General features: G+C 71.9%; 16 protein-coding genes. 7 read left to right on the plus strand and 9 right to left on the minus strand.

Annotation, left to right across the window (positions count from 1 at the left end; translation table 11 throughout):
* Window positions 1-8: 8 nt before the first annotated feature.
* A complete protein-coding gene (locus tag ACGFJ7_RS16235) occupies window positions 9-926 on the plus strand; it encodes an LLM class flavin-dependent oxidoreductase (protein WP_360239960.1) in 918 nt (305 codons plus the stop codon).
* 6 nt (window positions 927-932) lie between these two features.
* Here ACGFJ7_RS16235 and ACGFJ7_RS16240 read toward each other — a convergent pair whose 3' ends face one another.
* On the minus strand, window positions 933-1,283 hold the full coding sequence (locus ACGFJ7_RS16240) for an Lsr2 family protein (RefSeq protein ID WP_360239963.1): 351 nt from the start codon (window positions 1,281-1,283) through the stop codon (window positions 933-935).
* Between the two features lie 205 nt (window positions 1,284-1,488).
* Between ACGFJ7_RS16240 and ACGFJ7_RS16245 the strand changes: the two genes are divergently transcribed.
* Together ACGFJ7_RS16245 and ACGFJ7_RS16250 are read left to right on the plus strand one after the other, a co-directional pair.
* Window positions 1,489-1,920 (plus strand): hypothetical protein, encoded by a 432-nt coding sequence (locus tag ACGFJ7_RS16245; RefSeq protein WP_360239966.1) that lies wholly within the window; start codon window positions 1,489-1,491, stop codon window positions 1,918-1,920.
* Between the two features lie 149 nt (window positions 1,921-2,069).
* A complete protein-coding gene (locus tag ACGFJ7_RS16250) occupies window positions 2,070-3,314 on the plus strand; it encodes a D-alanyl-D-alanine carboxypeptidase family protein (protein ID WP_392642736.1) in 1,245 nt (414 codons plus the stop codon).
* Here ACGFJ7_RS16250 and ACGFJ7_RS16255 read toward each other — a convergent pair.
* Window positions 3,303-3,800: a DUF456 domain-containing protein gene (locus ACGFJ7_RS16255; protein WP_360239969.1), complete on the minus strand. Its 498-nt coding sequence runs from the start codon at window positions 3,798-3,800 to the stop codon at window positions 3,303-3,305. The two genes, ACGFJ7_RS16250 and ACGFJ7_RS16255, sit on opposite strands and share 12 nt — an antisense overlap.
* A gap of 473 nt (window positions 3,801-4,273) precedes the next feature.
* Between ACGFJ7_RS16255 and ACGFJ7_RS16260 the strand changes: the two genes are divergently transcribed.
* Window positions 4,274-5,203, plus strand: a complete 930-nt coding sequence (locus tag ACGFJ7_RS16260) for a sigma-70 family RNA polymerase sigma factor (RefSeq protein WP_360239972.1) — start codon at window positions 4,274-4,276, stop codon at window positions 5,201-5,203.
* A 36-nt stretch (window positions 5,204-5,239) separates the two neighbouring features.
* Here the strand turns inward: ACGFJ7_RS16260 and ACGFJ7_RS16265 are convergent, their stop codons facing one another.
* Window positions 5,240-7,564, minus strand: coding sequence for a HelD family protein (locus ACGFJ7_RS16265; protein WP_392642583.1), 2,325 nt, complete (start codon window positions 7,562-7,564; stop codon window positions 5,240-5,242).
* A gap of 151 nt (window positions 7,565-7,715) precedes the next feature.
* On the opposite strand from ACGFJ7_RS16265, the gene ACGFJ7_RS16270 reads away from it, so the two are divergent.
* The gene (locus ACGFJ7_RS16270) at window positions 7,716-8,231 is read left to right on the plus strand and encodes a hypothetical protein (RefSeq protein WP_360239978.1); all 516 of its coding nucleotides are present in this window, start codon (window positions 7,716-7,718) and stop codon (window positions 8,229-8,231) included.
* Between the two features lie 7 nt (window positions 8,232-8,238).
* On the opposite strand, the gene ACGFJ7_RS16275 is transcribed toward ACGFJ7_RS16270, so the two are convergent.
* Entirely contained in the window at window positions 8,239-9,081 is an 843-nt protein-coding gene (locus ACGFJ7_RS16275; RefSeq protein WP_392642584.1) for a sigma-70 family RNA polymerase sigma factor, read from the minus strand.
* Window positions 9,082-9,374: 293 nt separating this feature from the next.
* Between ACGFJ7_RS16275 and ACGFJ7_RS16280 the strand changes: the two genes are divergently transcribed.
* Window positions 9,375-10,934 carry a DEAD/DEAH box helicase gene (locus ACGFJ7_RS16280; RefSeq protein WP_392642585.1) on the plus strand — a complete coding sequence of 520 codons (1,560 nt, stop codon included), beginning with the start codon at window positions 9,375-9,377 and terminating at the stop codon, window positions 10,932-10,934.
* Window positions 10,935-11,023: 89 nt separating this feature from the next.
* On the opposite strand, the gene ACGFJ7_RS16285 is transcribed toward ACGFJ7_RS16280, so the two are convergent.
* The 3 genes from ACGFJ7_RS16285 to ACGFJ7_RS16295 all read right to left on the minus strand — a co-directional run bounded on the left by ACGFJ7_RS16285 (window position 11,024) and on the right by ACGFJ7_RS16295 (window position 15,744).
* Window positions 11,024-11,548 (minus strand): YceI family protein, encoded by a 525-nt coding sequence (locus ACGFJ7_RS16285; RefSeq protein ID WP_360239987.1) that lies wholly within the window; start codon window positions 11,546-11,548, stop codon window positions 11,024-11,026.
* 35 nt (window positions 11,549-11,583) lie between these two features.
* A complete protein-coding gene (locus ACGFJ7_RS16290) occupies window positions 11,584-14,214 on the minus strand; it encodes an ATP-binding protein (RefSeq protein ID WP_392642586.1) in 2,631 nt (876 codons plus the stop codon).
* Between the two features lie 288 nt (window positions 14,215-14,502).
* Window positions 14,503-15,744 carry an IS256 family transposase gene (locus tag ACGFJ7_RS16295; RefSeq protein ID WP_392642587.1) on the minus strand — a complete coding sequence of 414 codons (1,242 nt, stop codon included), beginning with the start codon at window positions 15,742-15,744 and terminating at the stop codon, window positions 14,503-14,505.
* 666 nt (window positions 15,745-16,410) lie between these two features.
* Here ACGFJ7_RS16295 and ACGFJ7_RS16300 point away from each other — a divergent pair.
* Window positions 16,411-16,680, plus strand: a complete 270-nt coding sequence (locus ACGFJ7_RS16300; protein WP_392642588.1) for a hypothetical protein — start codon at window positions 16,411-16,413, stop codon at window positions 16,678-16,680.
* On the opposite strand, the gene ACGFJ7_RS16305 is transcribed toward ACGFJ7_RS16300, so the two are convergent.
* Window positions 16,677-17,351: a hypothetical protein gene (locus tag ACGFJ7_RS16305; protein WP_360239996.1), complete on the minus strand. Its 675-nt coding sequence runs from the start codon at window positions 17,349-17,351 to the stop codon at window positions 16,677-16,679. The genes ACGFJ7_RS16300 and ACGFJ7_RS16305 overlap by 4 nt on opposite strands.
* Before the next feature lie 168 nt (window positions 17,352-17,519).
* Window positions 17,520-18,521, minus strand: coding sequence for a phosphatase domain-containing protein (locus tag ACGFJ7_RS16310; RefSeq protein ID WP_360243460.1), 1,002 nt, complete (start codon window positions 18,519-18,521; stop codon window positions 17,520-17,522).
* Between the last annotated feature and the right edge of the window lie 53 nt (window positions 18,522-18,574).

The raw sequence follows: 18,574 nt of genomic DNA on the forward strand, positions 1-18,574 counted from the left end.
GTCGTCCGATGCGCATCGGCATCGTCATCCTCCCCGACCAGCGGTGGTCCGTCGCCGGACGGCGCTGGCAGCGCGCCGAGGAGTACGGCTTCGACCACGCCTGGACCTACGACCACCTCGGGTGGCGTGATCTCGTCGACGGCCCGTGGTTCGACGCCGTGCCGACGCTGACCGCCGCCGCCATGGTGACCCGGCGGATCCGCCTCGGCACGTACGTGGCCTCGCCCAACTTCCGGCACCCGGTGCACTTCGCCCGCGAGGTGACGGCGGTCGACGACATCTCGCAGGGCCGGCTGATGCTCGGGCTGGGTGCGGGCGGCGTCGGCTTCGACGCCGAGGTTCTGGGTACGCCCGAGCTCACCCCCGGCCAGCGGGTCGACCGCTTCGCCGAGTTCCTCGACGTCCTCAACCGGGTGGTGCTCGGCGACGAGCCGGTCAACCATCAGGGCGGCTATTACACGGCCGTCGACGCCCGCGGCAACCCTGGCCCGGTGCAGCGGCCGCGGCCGCCCTTCGTGGTGGCGGCCGGCGGCAAGCGGGCGCTGCGGCTAGCCGCCCGGCTCGGCGACGGCTGGGTCACCACCGGCGTGGCCGGGGTGGCCGGCGGCGCCAACTTCAGCGTGCCCGACAGCGCGGCGCAGTGGTGGGATTCGGTGGCCCGGCTCTCGGCCGGTTTCGACGAGGCGCTCGACGAGGCGGGCCGCGCCCGCGACGCGGTCCCGCGCTATCTGAACCTCGACTCGTCGCCGGTCTATTCGATGAGCAGCGTGGAAGCCTTCACCGACGCGGTCGGCCGCGCGGGCGAGCTCGGCTTCACCGACGTCATCACGCATTGGCCCCGCGAGCGGAGTTGGTACGCCGGCGACGAAAAGGTCCTGGAATCGGTCGCTTCCCGGCTGCCGCGGCTCCGCGCCGGCGGCGCCTAATCCATATCAGCGGCCGTTGGCGGCGCGGTAGGCGTCGGTGACGCCCTGCGGAATGCGACCGCGCTCGGAAATCTGGTGTCCGTTGGCGACGGCCCACTCGCGGATCAGCCGGTTTTCGTCGCGGGAGCTGGCGGTACGGCCGCCGGGGCCCCGACGAGCCGGGATGCGGCCGGTCGACGCGCGGCCGAGACGCGTGCCCGCGTTGATGTACGGGTCGAGGGCCTTGCGGAGCTTACCCGCATTGGCCTCGGAAAGGTCGATCGTGTAGTTAATACCGTCCAGACTGAACTCGACCGTGCGATCGGCCTTCTTTCCGTCCAGATCGTCGATCAGAGTGGTGATTACCTGCCGCGCCATGACGACTCCCGAGTAGTAATCCGACCAACCGCGGTGCAAGTGTTGCTCGCCGCGGGTTCGCGCGCAACTGTTTCTCTGGAAGAATTCGCCATTCTTTTGACGAGGACACCTCACCGGTATTCAAATGGCGGGCCGTCATTACCGGAAAATCGGTGGCGGATAGCTCGGTTGGCCCCGCGGCGGCGCATCACTTAGGGTCACTGGCATGAGCGCGCGCGACGACGACTGGCGGGAAAAGCGCCGGCAGGCCGTCGCCGGCCACGCCGCCGCGATGGAGGAAAGTCGCGCGGCCGAGGCCCGGGAGGCGGCGGCGCTGCTGGCCGACTTCGTCCGACACGCCGCCGAGCGTGATATTCATCCACAAACCTTGATGGCTCGAACCTTCGACGGCCGATCCACGTACCGGACTCATGTGCGCGGGTGGTACCTGAAATCGAATCGTTCGGTCGCCGTCGGCGAGGACGGCGAGTACTACGTGCTGACCGTGCCGGCCTCGTGGCGGGCCCGTTTCACCGGCGCCGACCTGTCCCCGAGCGTCCCCCGCCTGATCGTCGGCGCCGGCGGCGGCGACGGCGAGACGCTGCCCCTCGCCCAGTTGCTCACCAAGCGACTCGAAGCTGGAGTTTCCTGGCCTTGATCCGCTCCATCCTGGCGTCCCTCTCGGCCGTCGCCGTGCTGTCCCCGATCGCGGCCTCCCCCGCCCTGGCCGCCGCCCCGATCGCGGTTACCCCCGCCATCGCCGCCGCCCCTGCCATCGGCGCCCCCGCCATCGCCGCCGTCCCTGCCATCGGCGCCCCCGCCGTCGCCGCCGCTGCCCCCGGCCGAGCTGCCGCGCCGGTCGCCGCTGCCCCCGCCGGCAAGGCCGCGCCTGTCATCCCCTGCCCCAAGCCGAAGATCGCGCCGCCGGCCGGGGTGCCGGCGCGGCCGGTGCCGCCGGCCGACGACCCGGTCGGCTTCGCGATCGGCGGGGACGCGCTGGCCACCCACGGCCTGGTCGTCCCGGCCGGGGTGAAGGCGCCGCCGGCGGTCACCGCGACCACCTGGATGGTCGCCGACCTCGACACCGGCGAAGTGCTCGGCGGCTGCGGGCCGCACGTCTACCAGACCCCGGCCAGCGTGCAGAAGACCCTGCTGGCGGCCACCGCGATCGACAAGCTCGACCCGAAGAGGACGATCACCGTCACGGCCGACGACCTGAAGATCGAACCGGGCAGTTCGGCCGTCGGACTGGTGGTCGGCGGCAAGTACACGATCTCGACTCTCTGGCTGGGCCTGCTGCTCAACTCGGGCAACGACGCCGCCAACGCGCTGGCCCGGCTGGCCGGTGGCGGCGGCAAGGACGGCGTGGCCAAGACGGTCGCCGCCATGAACGACACCGCGAAGCGCCTCGGCGCCTACCAGACCCACGCCGTGACCCCCTCGGGTCTCGACGGCCAGGGGCAGTTCACCAGCGCGTACGACCTGGCCCTGATCGCCCGCGTCTGTTTCGCCAACGCCGACTTCCGCAAGTACGCGCTGACGAAGATCGCCCAGATGCCGGCGCAGCCGGCGCTGAAGAAGGGCGGCTTCCAGTTCCAGAACGAGAACAAGCTGATCTACAAGTACCCGGGCGCGCTGGGCGGCAAGACCGGCTTCACCAAGCTGGCACGGCACAGCTACGTCGGCGCGGCCCAGCGCAACGGCCGGCGGCTCGTGGTCACCCTGCTCGGCGCCGAGGCGCGGCCACAGCGCGGGTACGACCAGGGCGCCGCGCTGCTCGACTGGGGCTTCTCGCTGCCGGCCGACGCCTCGGTCGGCAAGCTGGTGACGCCGGAGGAGACGGCCGCCAAGAACGCCACCCCGGCACCGGCCCCCGAGCCCAGCGCCACAGGCAACCAGGCCGCGGCGGCCGCCGACACCCGCCCCACGTCGCCCCAACTATTGTCCGTTGCCGCAGCGGCCTCAGTGGCCCTTCTCCTGGCGGCCACACCCTTGCTGCTCCTGCTCACCCAACGCAGGCGTACCCAAAGGGCCCGTAAATCACGTCAGTAGGAGCCCGAAGACCCAGATCACGCCGACGGCCAGGGCGGTGGTGAACTCGATCAGCATGGCCATGCCGGCGGCGGCCAGGGCGTGCCTGGTCGACGGCCAGGCGCGTTCGTGGCCGAGGCGCTGGAGCTCGACCAGGTAGACGCCGAGCACGAAGCCGATCACGATGCCGATCACCGGGATCACGAAGAAGCCGATCACGCCGAGGACGCCGCCGGCCAGCAGCGCGGAATTGGGCACGCCCACGCTCTTGAGCCGCTTGCCCGGCACCAGATATTTGACAGCGGCCCCGCCCAGCGCCACCAGCGTCGCCACCGCCAGCACCACCCAGCGGCCGGCGCTGTCCGAGCCCAGCAGCGCCCACAGCAGCACCCCGGCCCAGCTCAGCAGCAGCCCGGGCAGCACCGGGATCACCACGCCGACGATACCCACCGCGATCGCCAGGCCGGCGATGAGCGTGATCACCCCGTGCGAGTCGGTCAAATCCATGCCCCCACGGTGCCAGCCCCCCACAACCCTCAAGCGGGCGGCCTCCCCGCCCGATAGTGAGGCAGCCGGCACGCGGATCGGCTTTGAGAAACCGGTCCCGCGATCGCCGCCGGTGAGATGGCAGGCGGTTTTTCGACGCCCGCGGGGTTTGCGGGTGGCGGAAAACCGCCTGCCATCTCACCGGTTACAAGGCGATCGCCCGCGAAGCGAAGCGGAGCCAGTAGCACAGCGATCGCCGCCGGTGAGATGGCAGTCGGTTTTTCGACGCCCGCGGGGTTTGCGGGTGGCGGAAAACCGCCTGCCATCTCACCGGTTACAAGGCGATCGCCCGCGAAGCGAAGCGGAGCCCAGTAGTACAGCAACCACCCTGCACCTCTTTACGACTGCACCGGGAACCGGGGGCGGTCGAACTTCCCCATGTACGCCGGAGAGCCCGATGGACCGGGCCGCCGACACACATGGGGGAAACGCACATGACCAGCATCGCGACGAACGCTGCCGACATCAACGCCGACAACGCGCCCGCCATCACGGTGCTGTCCGCCGCCGAGCAGGAGGAGCTCATCCGCGCTCACATGCCGCTCGTCGGCCACCTGGTGCGGGACATGCTCAGCCGGATCCCCAACCACATCCACCGCGACGACCTGACCAGCGCCGGCCTGCACGCCCTGGTCACCGCCGCCCGGGGCTGGGACCCGCAGCGCGGCATCCCGTTCCACCGCTTCGCCAGCACCCGCATCCGCGGCGCCATCCTCGACGAGCTGCGCTCGCTCGACTGGGCCACCCGCTCGGTGCGTACCAAGGCCCGCGCCACCGACACCACCCGCCAGGCCCTGACCACCGCCCTCGGCCGCACGCCGACCACCGACGAGCTGGCCCAGGCGCTCGGCACCACCGCCACCGACCTCAAGCAGACCGACACCGACGTGCAGCGCGCCACCGTGCTGTCGTTGCAGGGCTTCACCACCAGCTCGGCCGACGACCTGGTCACCGAGAAGAACCCGGGGCCGGAGGACATGCTGATCCGCCGCGAGCAGATCGGCTACCTGCACCACGCGATCGGCTCGCTGCCGGAGCGCCTGCAGGTCGTCATCACCGAGTACTTCCTGCACGAGCGGCCGATGGCAGACATCGCGGCCGACCTGGGCGTCACCGAGTCGCGGGTGTCGCAGCTGCGGGCCGAGGCCCTGTCGCTGCTCAAGGACGGCCTCAACACCCACCTCGACCCGGAGCTGGCCCCGGTGCCGGACAACCCGGAGAGCATCGTCGCCCGCCGCCGCGCCAACTACTACGCCAACATCGCCAGCAGCACGTCGGTCCGCTCGCGCCTGGAGCTGACCAACGCGCACGGACACACCAAGTACGGCAACGGCCTTCTGCGTACGCCCGCAACCGCCGCCTGACCTGGAAAAAGGGGCCCCATGACGGGGCCCCTTTTCTCATGCCAGCGAGCTCAGCACCTTCGGCAGGTCGGCTGTGTGCAGGACGCCCAGCCGGCGGGTGGCCCGGGTCACCGCCACGTACAGATCCGACAGGCCGCGCGGGCTCTCGGCGATGATCTCGTCGGGCTCGACCACGATCACCGCGTCGAACTCCAGGCCCTTGGCCTGCCGCACGGTCATCAGGGCGACCTGGTTGAGCAGGTCGGGCTGCTCCCCCACGGCCGCGCCGGGCACGGCCTCGACCAGGGCCCGGCCCAGGTCGGCCTCGCGGCCCTCCGGCACGAGGACACCGACACGGCCCTCGCCGGCTTCGGCGGCCTCCACCCGTACGGCCGCAATGACCTCAGCCGCCAGCGCTACCGGCGGCACCCGCAGCGACCACGGCTCGACGCCGGCCGACCGCACCGAGCGGGGCGGCTCCAGCGCCGGGTCGACAGCGGCCAGCACGTCGGCCGCCACCGCCATCACCTCCGACGGCGTCCGGTAGTTGACGGTCAGCTCGACCAGGTTCCAGCGCTGGCCCACGTACGGCTCGAAGACCTGCTCCCAGGTCGTCGTGCCGGCCAGCTCGGAGGTCTGCGCCACGTCACCGACCACGGTCATCGACCGGCTCGGGCAGCGGCGCATCAGCAGCCGCCACGCCATCGGCGACAGCTCCTGGGCCTCGTCGACGATGACGTGACCGAAGACCCACGTGCGGTCGGCCGCGGCCCGCTCGGCCGCCGTACGGGTGTCGAGCACCTCGTGCCGCTCGACGAAGGCGCCCGCCTCGACCACGTCCAGCGCGGAGAGGATCTCCTCCTCCTGGTCCTCGAAGTCGAGCGAGCGGGAACCGGCCAGGATCTCGAGCACACCTTCGGCGTAGTCGACGGCCTCGCGCCGCTGACGGGCCGCTTCCCGGGCCCGCAGCGTGTCGTCGACGCCGAGCAGTTCGGCCAGCTCGTCGAGCAGCGGCACGTCGGCCGGGGTCCACTTGGCGTCGCGGTCGCGCAGCAGCAGCGCCCGCTCGTCGGCGGTCAGCCCGGCACCGGCCGACTCCAGCCGGCCGGCGTCGGAGAGCAGGTCGCGCAGCACCTGGCGCGGGGTCAGCACCGGCCAGAACTCGAACAGCGCCCGCTGCACGTCGACGTCCTCGCGCAGCTCGCGGCGGGTCTCGGCCAGGTCGGCCTCGGACAGCAGGTTCTCGCCGCCGAGCGGGTCGGTGCCGATGCGCTCGGCGATCTGCAGCGACAGCGCGTGGATGGCCTCGGTCACGAACATGGCGCGGGCCACGTTGTGCGGGCGGCCGGAGCGGCGGGCGGCGGCCCGCGCGTCCTCCAGGACGGCCCGCTCGATGCGCAGCGGGTAGCCGTCGTGGTCGACCTCGGCGAAGGTCTCGGGCACGGTCTGCCGGTCGGCGACCGCCTGAGCCAGCACGTCGAGCATGGCCAGGCGGCCCTTGACCGCGGCCGCGGCCGACGGCTCGGCGCCGCGGGCGCGCACGCCGGGGAACATGTCGCCCAGCGTGGCCAGCAGCACACCGGTCTCGGCCAGCGACGGCAGCACCTGCGAGATGTAGCGCAGGAACGTCGGGTTGGGGCCGAGGATCAGCACACCCTGCTTGGTGAGCTGCTGCCGGTACGTATAGAGCAGGTAGGCGGCACGGTGCAGCGCGACCGCCGTCTTGCCGGTGCCCGGCCCGCCCTGCACGACCATGACACCGGCCAGCCCGGCCCGGATCACCTCGTCCTGCTCGGCCTGGATGGTCTCGACGATGTCCCGCATCCGGCCGGTGCGGTTCGCGGTCAGGGCGGCCAGCAGCGCGGCCTCACCCGTCACGTCCTCGCGGCCGCCGGCGGCGGCGCCGTCCTGCAGGTCGAGCACCTCGTCGTCGATGCCGGTCAGCACCCGGCCCTTGGTGCGCAGGTGCCGGCGGCGGGTCACCCCGTCGGGGGAGACCGCGGTGGCCAGGTAGAAGGGCCGGGAGGCGGGAGCGCGCCAGTCGACCAGCAGCGGGTCACGGTCGTGTTCCTCGGCCGAGAGACCGAGGCGGCCGATGTAGAGCGGCGCCTCGGCGCCGGCGAAGTCGAGCCGGCCGAAGCACAGGCCGTTCTCCACCGCGTTCATCTGGGCGAGCTGCTCGGCGTAGTGGGCGCGCTGGGCCTCACGCTGGGTACGGCCCTGCGGCGTGCCGCCGGACTCGAGCAGGATGCCCCGGAGCCGATCGTCGGCCTGGGCGCGCAGGCTGTCCAGCCGGCCGTAGAGGGTGGTGAGGTACGCCTGCTCGGAACGGAGGTCGTCCGATGCGGAGCTTGACAATGCCACTCCCCTTAGTGGTATCATTCCCGGGTCAGCGACCCTATGTGGTCGCTTTTTTCGTTTCCAGCAAACGGTCAGGATAGCGCAGGTTACGGTCGCTCCGGAAAGTGTCAGCTATCGGTCACTGTTAACGGCGAGCCGTTACTGAGAACGGCCGATCTGGATTAACCCGGTCATGAACCGCAACCACCCGTTCCGACGTCTCGGCGCGCTGACCCTCGTCGCCGCCGCCTCCCTCACCCTCACCACCGCCTGCACCGGCGACGACGAGGCCCCCGCCGGCAACGCCGCCCAGGCCGCTCAGGGCGGCCCCGAGGCCAAGACCATCGACGGCGCCCGCGCCGCCGCGCAGACCGTGTTCGACCGCTTCTCCGGCGGTGACTTCGCCGGCGCCTGGGAGATGTACACCGCCGCCGGCAAGCAGGCGATCAGCAAGGACGACTACGTCAAGCTGAACGTGGCCTGCTCCCGCAAGGGCCTGGCGATCCAGCTGACCAGCGCCCGGATGGAGGGCACGGACCGCGCGATCGTCATCGCCAAGCAGCTCGTGGCCGCCCAGTCGTACACCATGGTGTACGAGGACGGCTCCTGGAAGCTGGAGCCCGCCAAGGAGGGCCTGGCCCTCTACAAGCAGGGCGCGGCCAAGGCGATCGCGGCCCAGAAGAAGGCCGGCACCTGCGCCAACCAGTAACCGCTGTCTAGGCCGCCACCGGTACCGGCAGTCCGTCCGGTCCGGTGACGGCCAGGCGCGTCTTCAGCGTCCCCCGGCTGGCGATCTGGTCGTAGTAGGCCGTCCGCCGGCGGGCCACGCAGCCGTCCTTGGCCGGAGCGGCCAGGGCCGGGTCGAGATGGGTGTTGAGGCCGTCGCGCAGCAGCAACAGCGCCTCCGCCCGCAGCTGTGACACGCGTGACTCGGTGACGCCCAGTTCCTCGGCGATCCGGGCCATCGGCCGCTCCTCGAAGAAGTAGCCCTGCACCACCGCCCGCAGCCGGTCCGGCAGCGCCTCGACCGCGTGGCGCAGGTAGCCGAGGCGCTCGCGGCGGATCAGCATCTCCTCCGGGCCGGCGCTCGGCTCGGTCACCATGTCGTCGGCGCCGGCCGTGGTGAAGCCCTGCAGGCTGAAGACCACGGCCCGCTGGACGTCGTCGTCGGCCGACTCGATGTCCTCGACCGAGCAGCCCAGCCGGTCCGCCACCTCCGGCGCGGTGGGGTTGCGGCCCAGCTCGGCGGTGAGCTCCTGGCGGGCGGCGTCGGTGCGCCGGGCCCGCTGGCGCACCGAACGGCTGGCCCAGTCGAGGCCGCGCAGCTCGTCCAGCAGGGCGCCACGCACCCGGGCCGCGGCGAACCGGGCGAACGGCACACCGCGTGAGTCGTCGAAACCGCGGGCCGCGTGCACCAGCGCGGCGTACCCGGCGGACATCAGGTCGTCCCGGTTGACGTGGGCCGGAACCCTCGCGAGCATCTCGCGGACCAGGTGGCCGACGAGCGGCATGTGCTCCTGGACGATGTCGGCGCGACGGCGATCGTCTCCGCTCATCATGGGGGGTCTCCTCGCGTACCGGCCGGTGGGGGGAGTTCCGGCGCTGAGGAGAAAGGTGATCCGCGCGGAGTGCTATTCGGGTCCCGTTCGGGTGCAGGGCGGTTGCATCCACCGGGGGAGTACACTTGATCTCGCGGTCCGCACTGTCTTGCCTCGGGCCGCCTTTGGACGAGTGCCACCAGGTGCTTCGGCACAGCCGCACCGTCCGCCGGATCGGCCACCACGCGCCGCGACTGAGAACAAGGTCTGCGCCGGGCAGGACGACCCCTCGACCCATCTGGAGCAACCGCTACATGACCACCTTCACCGAGTTCGGCGTGCCCGCCGTGCTGACCGCGGCCCTCGCCGACCTCGGCATCACCACCCCCTTCCCGATCCAGGCCGCCACGCTGCCCGACTCGCTCGCCGGCCGTGACGTGCTGGGCCGGGGCCGCACCGGCTCCGGCAAGACGTACGCGTTCGTCCTGCCCGTCCTGGCCCGCCTGGCCGCCTCGAAGTCGCCCCGCAAGCCGGGCCGCCCGCGCGCGCTGATCCTGGCGCCCACCCGCGAGCTGGCCACCCAGATCGAGGCGACGATGGCCCCGCTGGCCGCCAAGCTCGGCCTGCGCACCCTCACCGTCTTCGGCGGGGTCGGCGCGAACCCGCAGATCAAGGGCCTCAAGGCCGGCGTCGACGTGCTCGTGGCGTGCCCCGGCCGCCTCGACGACCACCTGCGCAACGGGCACGCGTCGCTCGACTCGATCGAGATCACCGTGCTCGACGAGGCCGACCACATGGCCGACCTGGGCTTCCTGCCGGTGGTCCGCCGCCTGATGGACCAGACGCCGCGCGAGGGCCAGCGGATGCTGTTCTCGGCGACCCTCGACAACGGCGTGGACGTGCTGGTCAAGCGCTTCCTGCACAAGCCGGTCACGCACTCGGTCGACTCGGCCACCGAGACCCCGGTCCAGATGGACCACCACGTCCTTCACGTACGGGGTGACGACCGCTTCCCGGTCCTGGTGGACCTGCTGGCGGCGCCCGGCCGTACGGTCGTGTTCACCCGCACCAAGCGCCGGGCCAAGGTGCTGACCCGCCAGCTCAACCAGGCCGGCGTGCCGGCGGTCGAGCTGCACGGCAACCTCGCCCAGAACGCCCGCAACCGCAACCTGGCGGCGTTCTCCGACGGTACGGCGGAGACCCTGGTGGCGACCGACATCGCGGCCCGTGGCATCCACGTCGACGACGTCGGCCTGGTCATCCACGCCGACCCGCCGGTCGAGCACAAGGCGTACCTGCACCGGTCGGGCCGTACGGCCCGCGCCGGCGCCCGCGGCACGGTCATCACCCTGATGACCGACGACCAGCAGTCGGAGGTGCGCGACCTGACCCGCAAGGCCGGCGTCCGCCCGACGACCAGCCGCACCCGGCCCGGCGACCCGCTGCTGGCCGAGCTGGCCCCGGGCGAGCGCGTGTTCGTCGCCCCGCGCCAGGCGGCGGTCGAGGCGCCCGCCGCGACCGCGCCCGGCACCGACGCCGGCGCTCCGGCCGGTGCGGGCCGCAGCCGCCGTGGCCGGGGCCGTGGACGGGGCGCGGGACGTCCGGCCGAGTCCCGCCCGGAGCAGACGGCGAGCACGACCCGCCACGGTGAGGGGCGCGCCCAGCGTCCCCGCACCGAGCAGGGCGCGGGCGGCCGTCAGCCGCAGGGCACCGGCGGCGGCCGCGGCCGTCGTGGTGGCACCGGCTCGACACCGGTGCACACCAGCCAGTCCCGTGGCGCCGGCTCGTCCGCACAGGGCCGCCCCGCCTCGTCGGGCGGCGCCGCCGCGTTCAGTGCCGGCACCCGCGTCGGCGGCCGCCGCTCAAGCCGCTGAGGCACCGGCGCCCGTTGACGCCACCGGCACCCGGTTGACGGCCACCCGCGCGGGCTTGACGGCACCGGCACCCGGTTGACGGCCGCCGCTCAAGCCGCTGAGGCGGCGGCGTACAGGTCAAGAGTGATCCGAACCGGCCGGGCGATGATCGCCCGGCCGGTTTTCACGCCGGCCGCGACGCGGTCGACGACACCGGTGGCGATGAAGTGGCATCCGCCGGCGGACGGCTCGGCCGTCTCCACGGTCAGCGTCACCTGGCTGTCGTGGCCGCGGACCCTCAGGACCCCCGTCAGCAGCCAGCCCGAGGCGTCGCGGTGGACGCGGGTGCTGCGGAAGCCGATCACCGGATGGCGCTCGGCGTCCAGGAACCGCTTGCCCGTGATGTCGGCGTTACGGCGTACATCATCGGACGTGAAGGTTTTCGCCTCCAGCATCGCCGAGGCGGTGGACGCGGCCGGATCGGTGGCGACCGTGACGGTGCCGCCGCGCAGGGCCATGGTCGCCGCGACCGGCTTGAGGCCGAAGACATGCGTCGCGGTCAGCCGGCACGCCGAGCGCGCCGGGTCGATGGTGTAGGTGCCAGGGACGAGTTCGGTGTGTACGTCGGTTGTCATGCCCCCGAGCCTCGCCCCCCGCGCGCCGTGGGACCTCAGTGCCGGTACTGAGATGCGGCACGTAGGTCGGTGCGCCGGGTCAGCCCGAGCTTGCCCAGGACGTTGCGGACGTGCGTCTCGACCGTCCGCTCGGACAGGAACAGCCGCTCGGCGACGGCCCGGTTGGACAGTCCCTCCGCGACCAGCCCCGCGATCTCCCGCTCCCGGGGCGTCAGATCGTCGCGGGCCAGCTCCGCCGCGCCCTTCAGCTGCGGCGCCTCCGCCGCCAGTCTCCGGCTGAGGCGCGGGTCGCTCTCCCGCACCTGCTTGGCGTACGCGAGACGCGCGAGCGCCGCGAACGACGGCGCGCCGATCCTCTCCTCCATCGCGACCGCCGCCGCCAGGTGCTTCTCCGCCTCGCCGGCCGCGCCGAGCGCCCCCGCCATGATCCCGAGCGACCGGTCGACGGCGCCCTGACAACTCGACATCGAGTTCAGATACCGGCCCGCGTACGGCAATGCCCGCTCATAGCAGTCCCGGACCAGTTCCCGATCGCCCGTCCACGCCGCGAGCTCACCGGTCATCACCACCACGAAGGGCCGGCGCGGGTCGGCCGGGAGCCGGTCGAGGGCGACCCGGAGCCGGCGCGTGCACTCGGTAGCGACGTCCCGGTCCCCCGTCCCCCGCGCCATGATGCCCACCTGGGCCACCGCGATCGGCATGTCGTCGTGGGCGAAGGCCGCCGGATCCGCCCACGACCAGTCCTCGGTGTGCTCCGAAAGTCCACATCGGAAAGCCAGGTAGAGGTGGTACGCCGTACTGTCCCGTTCCCCCGCTTCCCGGGCCTGCTCGGCCAGCTCACGAGCCTCGGCGAGGCGGCCGCCGATCAGCGCCCGGGCCGCCCGCGCCCGCAGCAGATGCCAGCGGGCCACCGGCCACCCGAGACGGTCGGCCAGCCCCGCCAGCCGGGCCGTCTCCGCGTCGAACTCGGTCAGCTCGCCCCGGATCAGCCGCGCGTCGAGCAGCCAGACCCGCCCCCACAACTCGGCGTCCGGCCGCCCGCTGGGCCCGGCCAGCGCGCAGCTGCGCTCGGCCAGCTCGATCACCTCGTCGCCGTCGGCCGCCGGATCGAGCACCTGATGCCGCGCGTGGACGGCCGCCACCAGGGCGTCCGCCCGCCCCGAGTCCTCGGCCAGCCGCATCGCCTCCGCACTGATCCGCCGCGCCGCCGCCGGATCCCGCTCGTCGGCCAGCAGAAACGCGTACTGGGCGAGCAATTCGGCCCGTCGCGGCCCGGCCGGATCCCGCTCGAGCGCCCGCTCACACAGCCGCATCAGGGCCGGCGCAAGCGGACCGGCCACGCCCCGGATCACCAGCGCCGCCGGCGCACCCACCTCGTCCACAATCGCCGCACAGTCGGCGAGGGCGACTTCGAGACTGCCTTCCCGGTACGCCGCCTCGGCCCGCTCCAACCGCAGCGCGGCGTCACCCGGATTGTTCTCGAGCGCCCGCCCGAACCAGTGCACGGCCTCCCGATAGTCGAGCCCCCGCACGGCTTCCCGGGCCGCCGCCACACAGGCCGCCACCGCCCGTTCCCGCGACGCGGCGTCGACCGCCGCCCGCACCCGATGCCGGGCGATCTCGGCTTTGGTGCCGTCGAGGGCGCCGGCGATCGCTTCGTGCGCCCGGATCCGCTCATCGCGGCCGAGCTCTTCATAGAGCGCCTCCCGTACGAGCTCATGCACGAACCGCACCCGCGACGGCGCCCAGGGATCGTCGACCAGCACGCCCGCCGCGACCGCTTCGGCCAGAACTTCGCCACCGCCCCCTTCGACGGCCCGGTCGAGCACCACCACGTCAAGCTCGGACCCGTACGCGGCGGCCACACCGAGCATCCCCCGGCAGGCGGCGCTCAGAGGCGCGGTCCGCCGCGCCACGAGCCGCCGCAGCCCCGCCGGCAGTTCAAGGTCGCCCACGGGCCGGCCGAGGCGCCCTTCGCGAACCAGAAGCCGGGCCAGTTCCCTGGTGTAGAGCGGATTCCCCCCACCGAGCCGATGAATCTCGGCCGCCCAGCTGCCGTGCGCACGGTGCCCCAGCCCGTCAAGGTAGGCGCCGACCGAGCCGACATCCCACGGTCGAAGGGCGAACACTTCGGCCCCGTCCAGATCGACGTCCGTCCGGCTGGTGCCGATCAGCAGCAGACGCGTCCGCCCGATCTCACGCCCCAGCGCCCGAATGAGCGCCAGCGACCCTTCGTCGGCCCAGTGCAGATCCTCGATCACCAAGAGCGCCGGCCGCACCTCAGCCGCTTCCCGAAGCGCCACAACGGTCCGCTGAACAGCCCGAAACCGCGCCGCCGCAACAGATTCCCCTTCCCCCGACAGCACCAACAGCTCCGGCGACAGCCCCCTCACATCGGCCGGCGATAGCTGCATCGCCTCGGCCGATGAGAGCAGCCGCGTCCACGGCCAGAAGGCGGGCGCGCCCTCGTCCGGATCGGCCCGGCCGGCCAATATCGCCATCCCCGCGGCCGAAGCCCGCGCGGCGGCCTCCTCGACCAGCGCCGTCTTGCCCGCCCCGGCCTCACCGGTCACCAGGACCACGGCGCCTTCGCCCCGCTCGGCACCGGCCCGCAGCCGGTCGAGCGCGACCACCTCAGCCACCCGGCCGACCAGCGCGGCGCCCACGCCGTCCACCCTCCCCCGCGACAGCCGCGATGTCGACCCCCGGAAAGACTGGCCGTTCCTCATTCGGGTCCCGGTCCCAGTCGCAGGCCTGACCCGACCCCCACCCCAGCCCCGAACCCCAGTCCCAGGCCCGGATCCCGGCGCCCGCTCCGTTCCCAGTTACAGTCCCCAGCCACGACCCAGCCACGACCCAGCCACGACCCAGCCAAGTTCCAGCCACGACTCAGTCCGGTCGTGCCCGCTGAGGTGGTGTATGACTCGGCCATCGCTGATCCGTGTGGGTTGATGCTAGGCGGCGATCTCTGTGGTCTGGTCGGCTTCGGTGTCTTGGCTGGTCTTGACTGGTGTGAGGCGGGCTTTGCGGATGAGGTCCAGGCCCATGTAGCGGCGTCCTTCGACCCATTCATCGGTTTGTTCGGCGAGCACGGCGCCGACGAGGCGGATGATCGCGGCTCGGTTCGGGAAGATCCCGACGACATCGGTGCGCCGGCGGATCTCTTTGTTCAAGCGTTCCTGGGGGTTGTTCGACCAGATCTGACGCCAGAGCTCACGCGGGAACGCGGTGAACGCCAACAGGTCGGCGCGGGCGTCGTCGAGGTGTTCGGCGGCGTCACCGAACTTCTCGCCGATCATCTCCAAGACCCGGGCGTATTGGGCTTCGACCGCGGCGGTGTCGGGTTGGTCGAAGACCGTGCGGACCAGGGTGGCGACCCACGGCTGCGCGGATTTGGGGACTTTGGCGAGCAGGTTGCGCAGATAGTGGGTGCGGCAACGCTGCCAGGACGCGCCCGGCAGCGCAGCCCCGATCGCGTTGACCAGCCCGGCGTGGGCATCGGAGACGACCAGGCGGACCCCGGACAGGCCGCGGGCGGTCAACGAGCGCAGGAAGGCCAGCCAGCCGGCCCCGTCCTCATCGCTGCTGATGTCCAGGCCGAGGACTTCCCTGCCGCCGTCGGCGTTGACCCCGACCGCGACCAGGCCATGGACGTTGATGATCCGGCCGTGTTCGCGGACCTTGATGACCAGGGCGTCGAGCCAGACGAACACATACGGCCCGGCGTCCAAGGGCCGGTTGCGGAACGCTTCGACCTGGGCATCCAAATGCCGGGCCATCTCCGAAACCTGCGACTTGGACAGCGACTTGATGCCGAGTTGCTCGACCAGCTTTTCCACCCGCCGGGTCGAGACGCCGAGCAGATACGACGTCGCGACCACGCTGACCAGGGCCTGCTCGGCGCGGCGGCGGTGCTGCAGCAGCCAGTCCGGAAAGTAGGAGCCGTGCCGCAGTTTCGGGATCGCCAGTTCGACGGTGCCGGCCCGGGTGTCCCAGTCGCGCTGCCGGTAGCCGTTACGCGAGTTCGTGCGCTCGTCGCTGCGTTCGCCGTACTCAGCACCGCAGACCGCGTCGACCTCGGCGGACATCAGCGTTTCGGCGAAGGTTTGCACCATCGCCCGCAGTAGATCAGGGCTCGCCGATTCAAGATGCTCGCGCAACAGACTGGCGACGTTCAGACTCGGTTCTGCGGCCATCGCAGGTCTCCTTCTTGATCTAGACAATCCGAAGGATCTGCGATGGCCGCTTCTGTCTGCTGGAAAAGACCAGGTCATACACCACTTCGGTGGACGCAACCCTCAGTCCCGGTCAGGCCGCGTTCCCCACCTCGGATCCGGTCCTGACCGCCATCGGCACCGCTGCCGACCGCCAGCCCTTCGAAATGCGGCCGGCGAAGTCACAACCAGGCGGACCGACCCTGCGCGGGGGTGGCTCCACGCGAAAATGGCCTCGCCAATAGTGGCCCCACGCAAAAGTGGCCTCACGCAAAGTGGCCCCACACGAAGGCGGCCTCGCGCAAAAGTGGCCTAGCGCAAAAGTGGCCCCACATGAAGGCGGCCCCACGCGAAGGCGGCCCCACGCGAAGGCGGCCCCGCGGGAAGGCAGCCCCGCAGGAAGGCAGCCCCGGCGGGAAGGCAGCCCCGCGGGAAGGCAGCGTCACGCAAAGGCGGCCTCGCGCGAAGGCGCCCCTCACGAAGATGGCTCGGCTGGTGGTGGATGGGGTCGAAGGCCGTCAGGAGGGAACAGGGGCGACGTCGCCTGTGGAGGCCCGCCATCAAAGGTCCAGACGCGACACCAAGAGCGCCAGCGCCCCGCGGCGGCTGGGGGATCGTGAGGGTGTGCGGTGTCTCTACGCCTCTGGCGTGATCGACAAAGTGAAGCTCGCCATCGTCGGGGTCGGGAACAACACTTCGGCGCTGGTTCAAGGCATCAACTTCTATCGGAACACCGGCAGCCTGGTGGGCATTCGCCGGGCCGACATCGGTGGGCTGGGGGTCGGCGACCTCGAGGTTGTCGCGGCGTTCGCGCTCGATCTGATCCGGCTGGCCGCGATCGCCCGGCGGGAGCACCGGGGCGGCTACCTGAGCGAGGCCGCCGAGCACCTCAAGTCGCCGCCCGGAACCGCCGTCTAGGAGGAGGATGAGGAGGAGGGCACCGACACCTGGATCTCGTCGGAGAGGTTGAAGCCGGCGCACATCTCCAGTTCGTCGCCGCTCCAGAAGCGGCCCGGGTCGTACCAGTTGGGCTGGCGGCCCTTGGGGAGCAGACCCATGTCCTCGTACGTCACCGCGACCACCTCGGCGCAGTAGGCGGTCTCGAGGGCGGCGTCGTCGGCCGGGCCGTGGCCGCCGCGCAGGCGCCAGCGGGGGCGGACCTGGGGGACCCGGCCGCGTACCCAGCGCCAGGCGAGCTGGGCCGAGGACGGGAACGGGGTGCCGTCGAGACGGGCCACCGTCTTCAGGGCCTTGTCCTCCATGGCCGGCGTGACGCCGGGTTCCAGTTGGCGCAGCCAGCCGCGCTGGCCGTAGCGCTGGGCCCACACCGTGACCGCGTCGCGCAGGTCGTGCAGCTGGACGCCGCGCTGGAACGTGCCGGACCACAGGTCGGGCAGCGACCTGCCCAGCTCGGCGTGCCACATCAGGGGTGGCATGTCCTCGATGACGATCGACATGCCGACGTGGTTGACCGGGCTGTTGGTCAGCGTCTGGATCGCCCGGTCGGGACCGGATCGTCCCCGGAAGATCCAGATGTCCCCTGTGCGCGTCAGGTCGATGGCCTCGTCGAGGCTGATGGCGGCATCCACGGTGTCTATCCTCGGGTGATGCGTTGGTGGAAGGTAGTGGGATTGGCCGGTCTGGCGGGAGTCGCCGCGACGGGCGCCGTTGTCGCGCGGGCGGAGCGCCGCCGGAGGCAGTACACGCCCGAGGAGATCCGGGAACGACTGCACCAGAGGGTGGCCGAAGCCGCCGCCTCAGACGACATCGGTGTCCCGGAGTAGCGACCAGAGGCCGGCGCCGTCGGGCGCCGAGAACCAGGTCTTGCCGCCGGAGCCGACCGCCTCGGGATCACCGGACGGTCCGGGCACCGCGCCGGCCAGCACCGACTGCGTGGGTGACAGCCGGCGGATGGCGACGGCGGCCACGTTGTCCGGGTGGGCGTGCGCGAACTCGGAGTAGATCTCCTGATCGTGCTGGCCGTCATCGCCGATGAGCAGCCACTTGATCTTGGGGAACTCCTGCGAGAGCCGTTGCAGAGTGGTGCGCTTGTGGTCCTGGCCGCTGCGGAACCAGCGGTCGGGGGTCGGGCCCCAGTCGGTCAGCAGCAGCGGGCCCGCCGGGTAGAGGTGGCGGGACAGGAAGCGCGACAGGGTGGGCGCCACGTTCCACGCGCCGGTCGAGAGGTAGAAGACCGGCGCGCCCGCGTTCGCCGTGATCAGGCGCTCGTAGAGCACGGCCATGCCGGGCACGGCCATGCGCGCGTGCTCGTCGAGGACGAACGTGTTCCAGGCGGCGAGCAGCGGACGGGGCAGGGCGGTGACCATGACCGTGTCGTCGATGTCGGAGATGAGCCCGAAGCGGCAGTCCGGGTCGACCACCCGGATCGGGGCCTCGGCCGGCGCCGCGCCCTCGGTGAACAGCCGCACCTTGCCCCAGCCGGGCTCGAGGTCGCCCTTGACCCGGCAGTCGACGTAACCGCTGCGGTCGGTGCGGGTCTCGGTGATGCTGTCCCCGACCTGGATCTTGACGATGGCGCCGTTCACCGGTGAGGTCGTGAAGCTGCGCCAGCCGCGTACCTTCTCCAGCCTCTTGCTTTTCTGCGGGCCGCGGGTGAGCACGACCCGGGCCATCACGCGGGCCCAGCCGGGAGCACCGTATCCCGTGTAGGCGGTGATCACCGGCTGCCAGCCGCGGTTGCGCAGCCGGCGCTCGACGATCTCGTGAAGCGCGTCCTCCACCCGGGCGGCCCGGTGCATCCGGATCACCGGCGGTTGCGCTGCCGGGGTTGTCGCCACGCCGGTCCTCCTGC

The organism is Actinoplanes sp. NPDC048988, from assembly GCF_043197815.1.
Classification (GTDB): Bacteria; Actinomycetota; Actinomycetes; order Mycobacteriales; family Micromonosporaceae; genus Actinoplanes.

What these genes read in the sequence shown, in the direction of transcription:
- ACGFJ7_RS16235 (WP_360239960.1), top strand. Translation starts at nt 9, where the DNA reads ATGCGCATCGGCATCGTCATCCTCCCCGACCAGCGGTGGTCCGTCGCC.
- ACGFJ7_RS16240 (WP_360239963.1), bottom strand. Translation starts at nt 1,283, where the DNA reads ATGGCGCGGCAGGTAATCACCACTCTGATCGACGATCTGGACGGAAAG.
- ACGFJ7_RS16245 (WP_360239966.1), top strand. Translation starts at nt 1,489, where the DNA reads ATGAGCGCGCGCGACGACGACTGGCGGGAAAAGCGCCGGCAGGCCGTC.
- ACGFJ7_RS16255 (WP_360239969.1), bottom strand. Translation starts at nt 3,800, where the DNA reads ATGGATTTGACCGACTCGCACGGGGTGATCACGCTCATCGCCGGCCTG.
- ACGFJ7_RS16260 (WP_360239972.1), top strand. Translation starts at nt 4,274, where the DNA reads ATGACCAGCATCGCGACGAACGCTGCCGACATCAACGCCGACAACGCG.
- ACGFJ7_RS16265 (WP_392642583.1), bottom strand. Translation starts at nt 7,564, where the DNA reads ATGATACCACTAAGGGGAGTGGCATTGTCAAGCTCCGCATCGGACGAC.
- ACGFJ7_RS16270 (WP_360239978.1), top strand. Translation starts at nt 7,716, where the DNA reads ATGAACCGCAACCACCCGTTCCGACGTCTCGGCGCGCTGACCCTCGTC.
- ACGFJ7_RS16275 (WP_392642584.1), bottom strand. Translation starts at nt 9,081, where the DNA reads ATGATGAGCGGAGACGATCGCCGTCGCGCCGACATCGTCCAGGAGCAC.
- ACGFJ7_RS16280 (WP_392642585.1), top strand. Translation starts at nt 9,375, where the DNA reads ATGACCACCTTCACCGAGTTCGGCGTGCCCGCCGTGCTGACCGCGGCC.
- ACGFJ7_RS16285 (WP_360239987.1), bottom strand. Translation starts at nt 11,548, where the DNA reads ATGACAACCGACGTACACACCGAACTCGTCCCTGGCACCTACACCATC.
- ACGFJ7_RS16295 (WP_392642587.1), bottom strand. Translation starts at nt 15,744, where the DNA reads ATGGCCGCAGAACCGAGTCTGAACGTCGCCAGTCTGTTGCGCGAGCAT.
- ACGFJ7_RS16310 (WP_360243460.1), bottom strand. Translation starts at nt 18,521, where the DNA reads ATGCACCGGGCCGCCCGGGTGGAGGACGCGCTTCACGAGATCGTCGAG.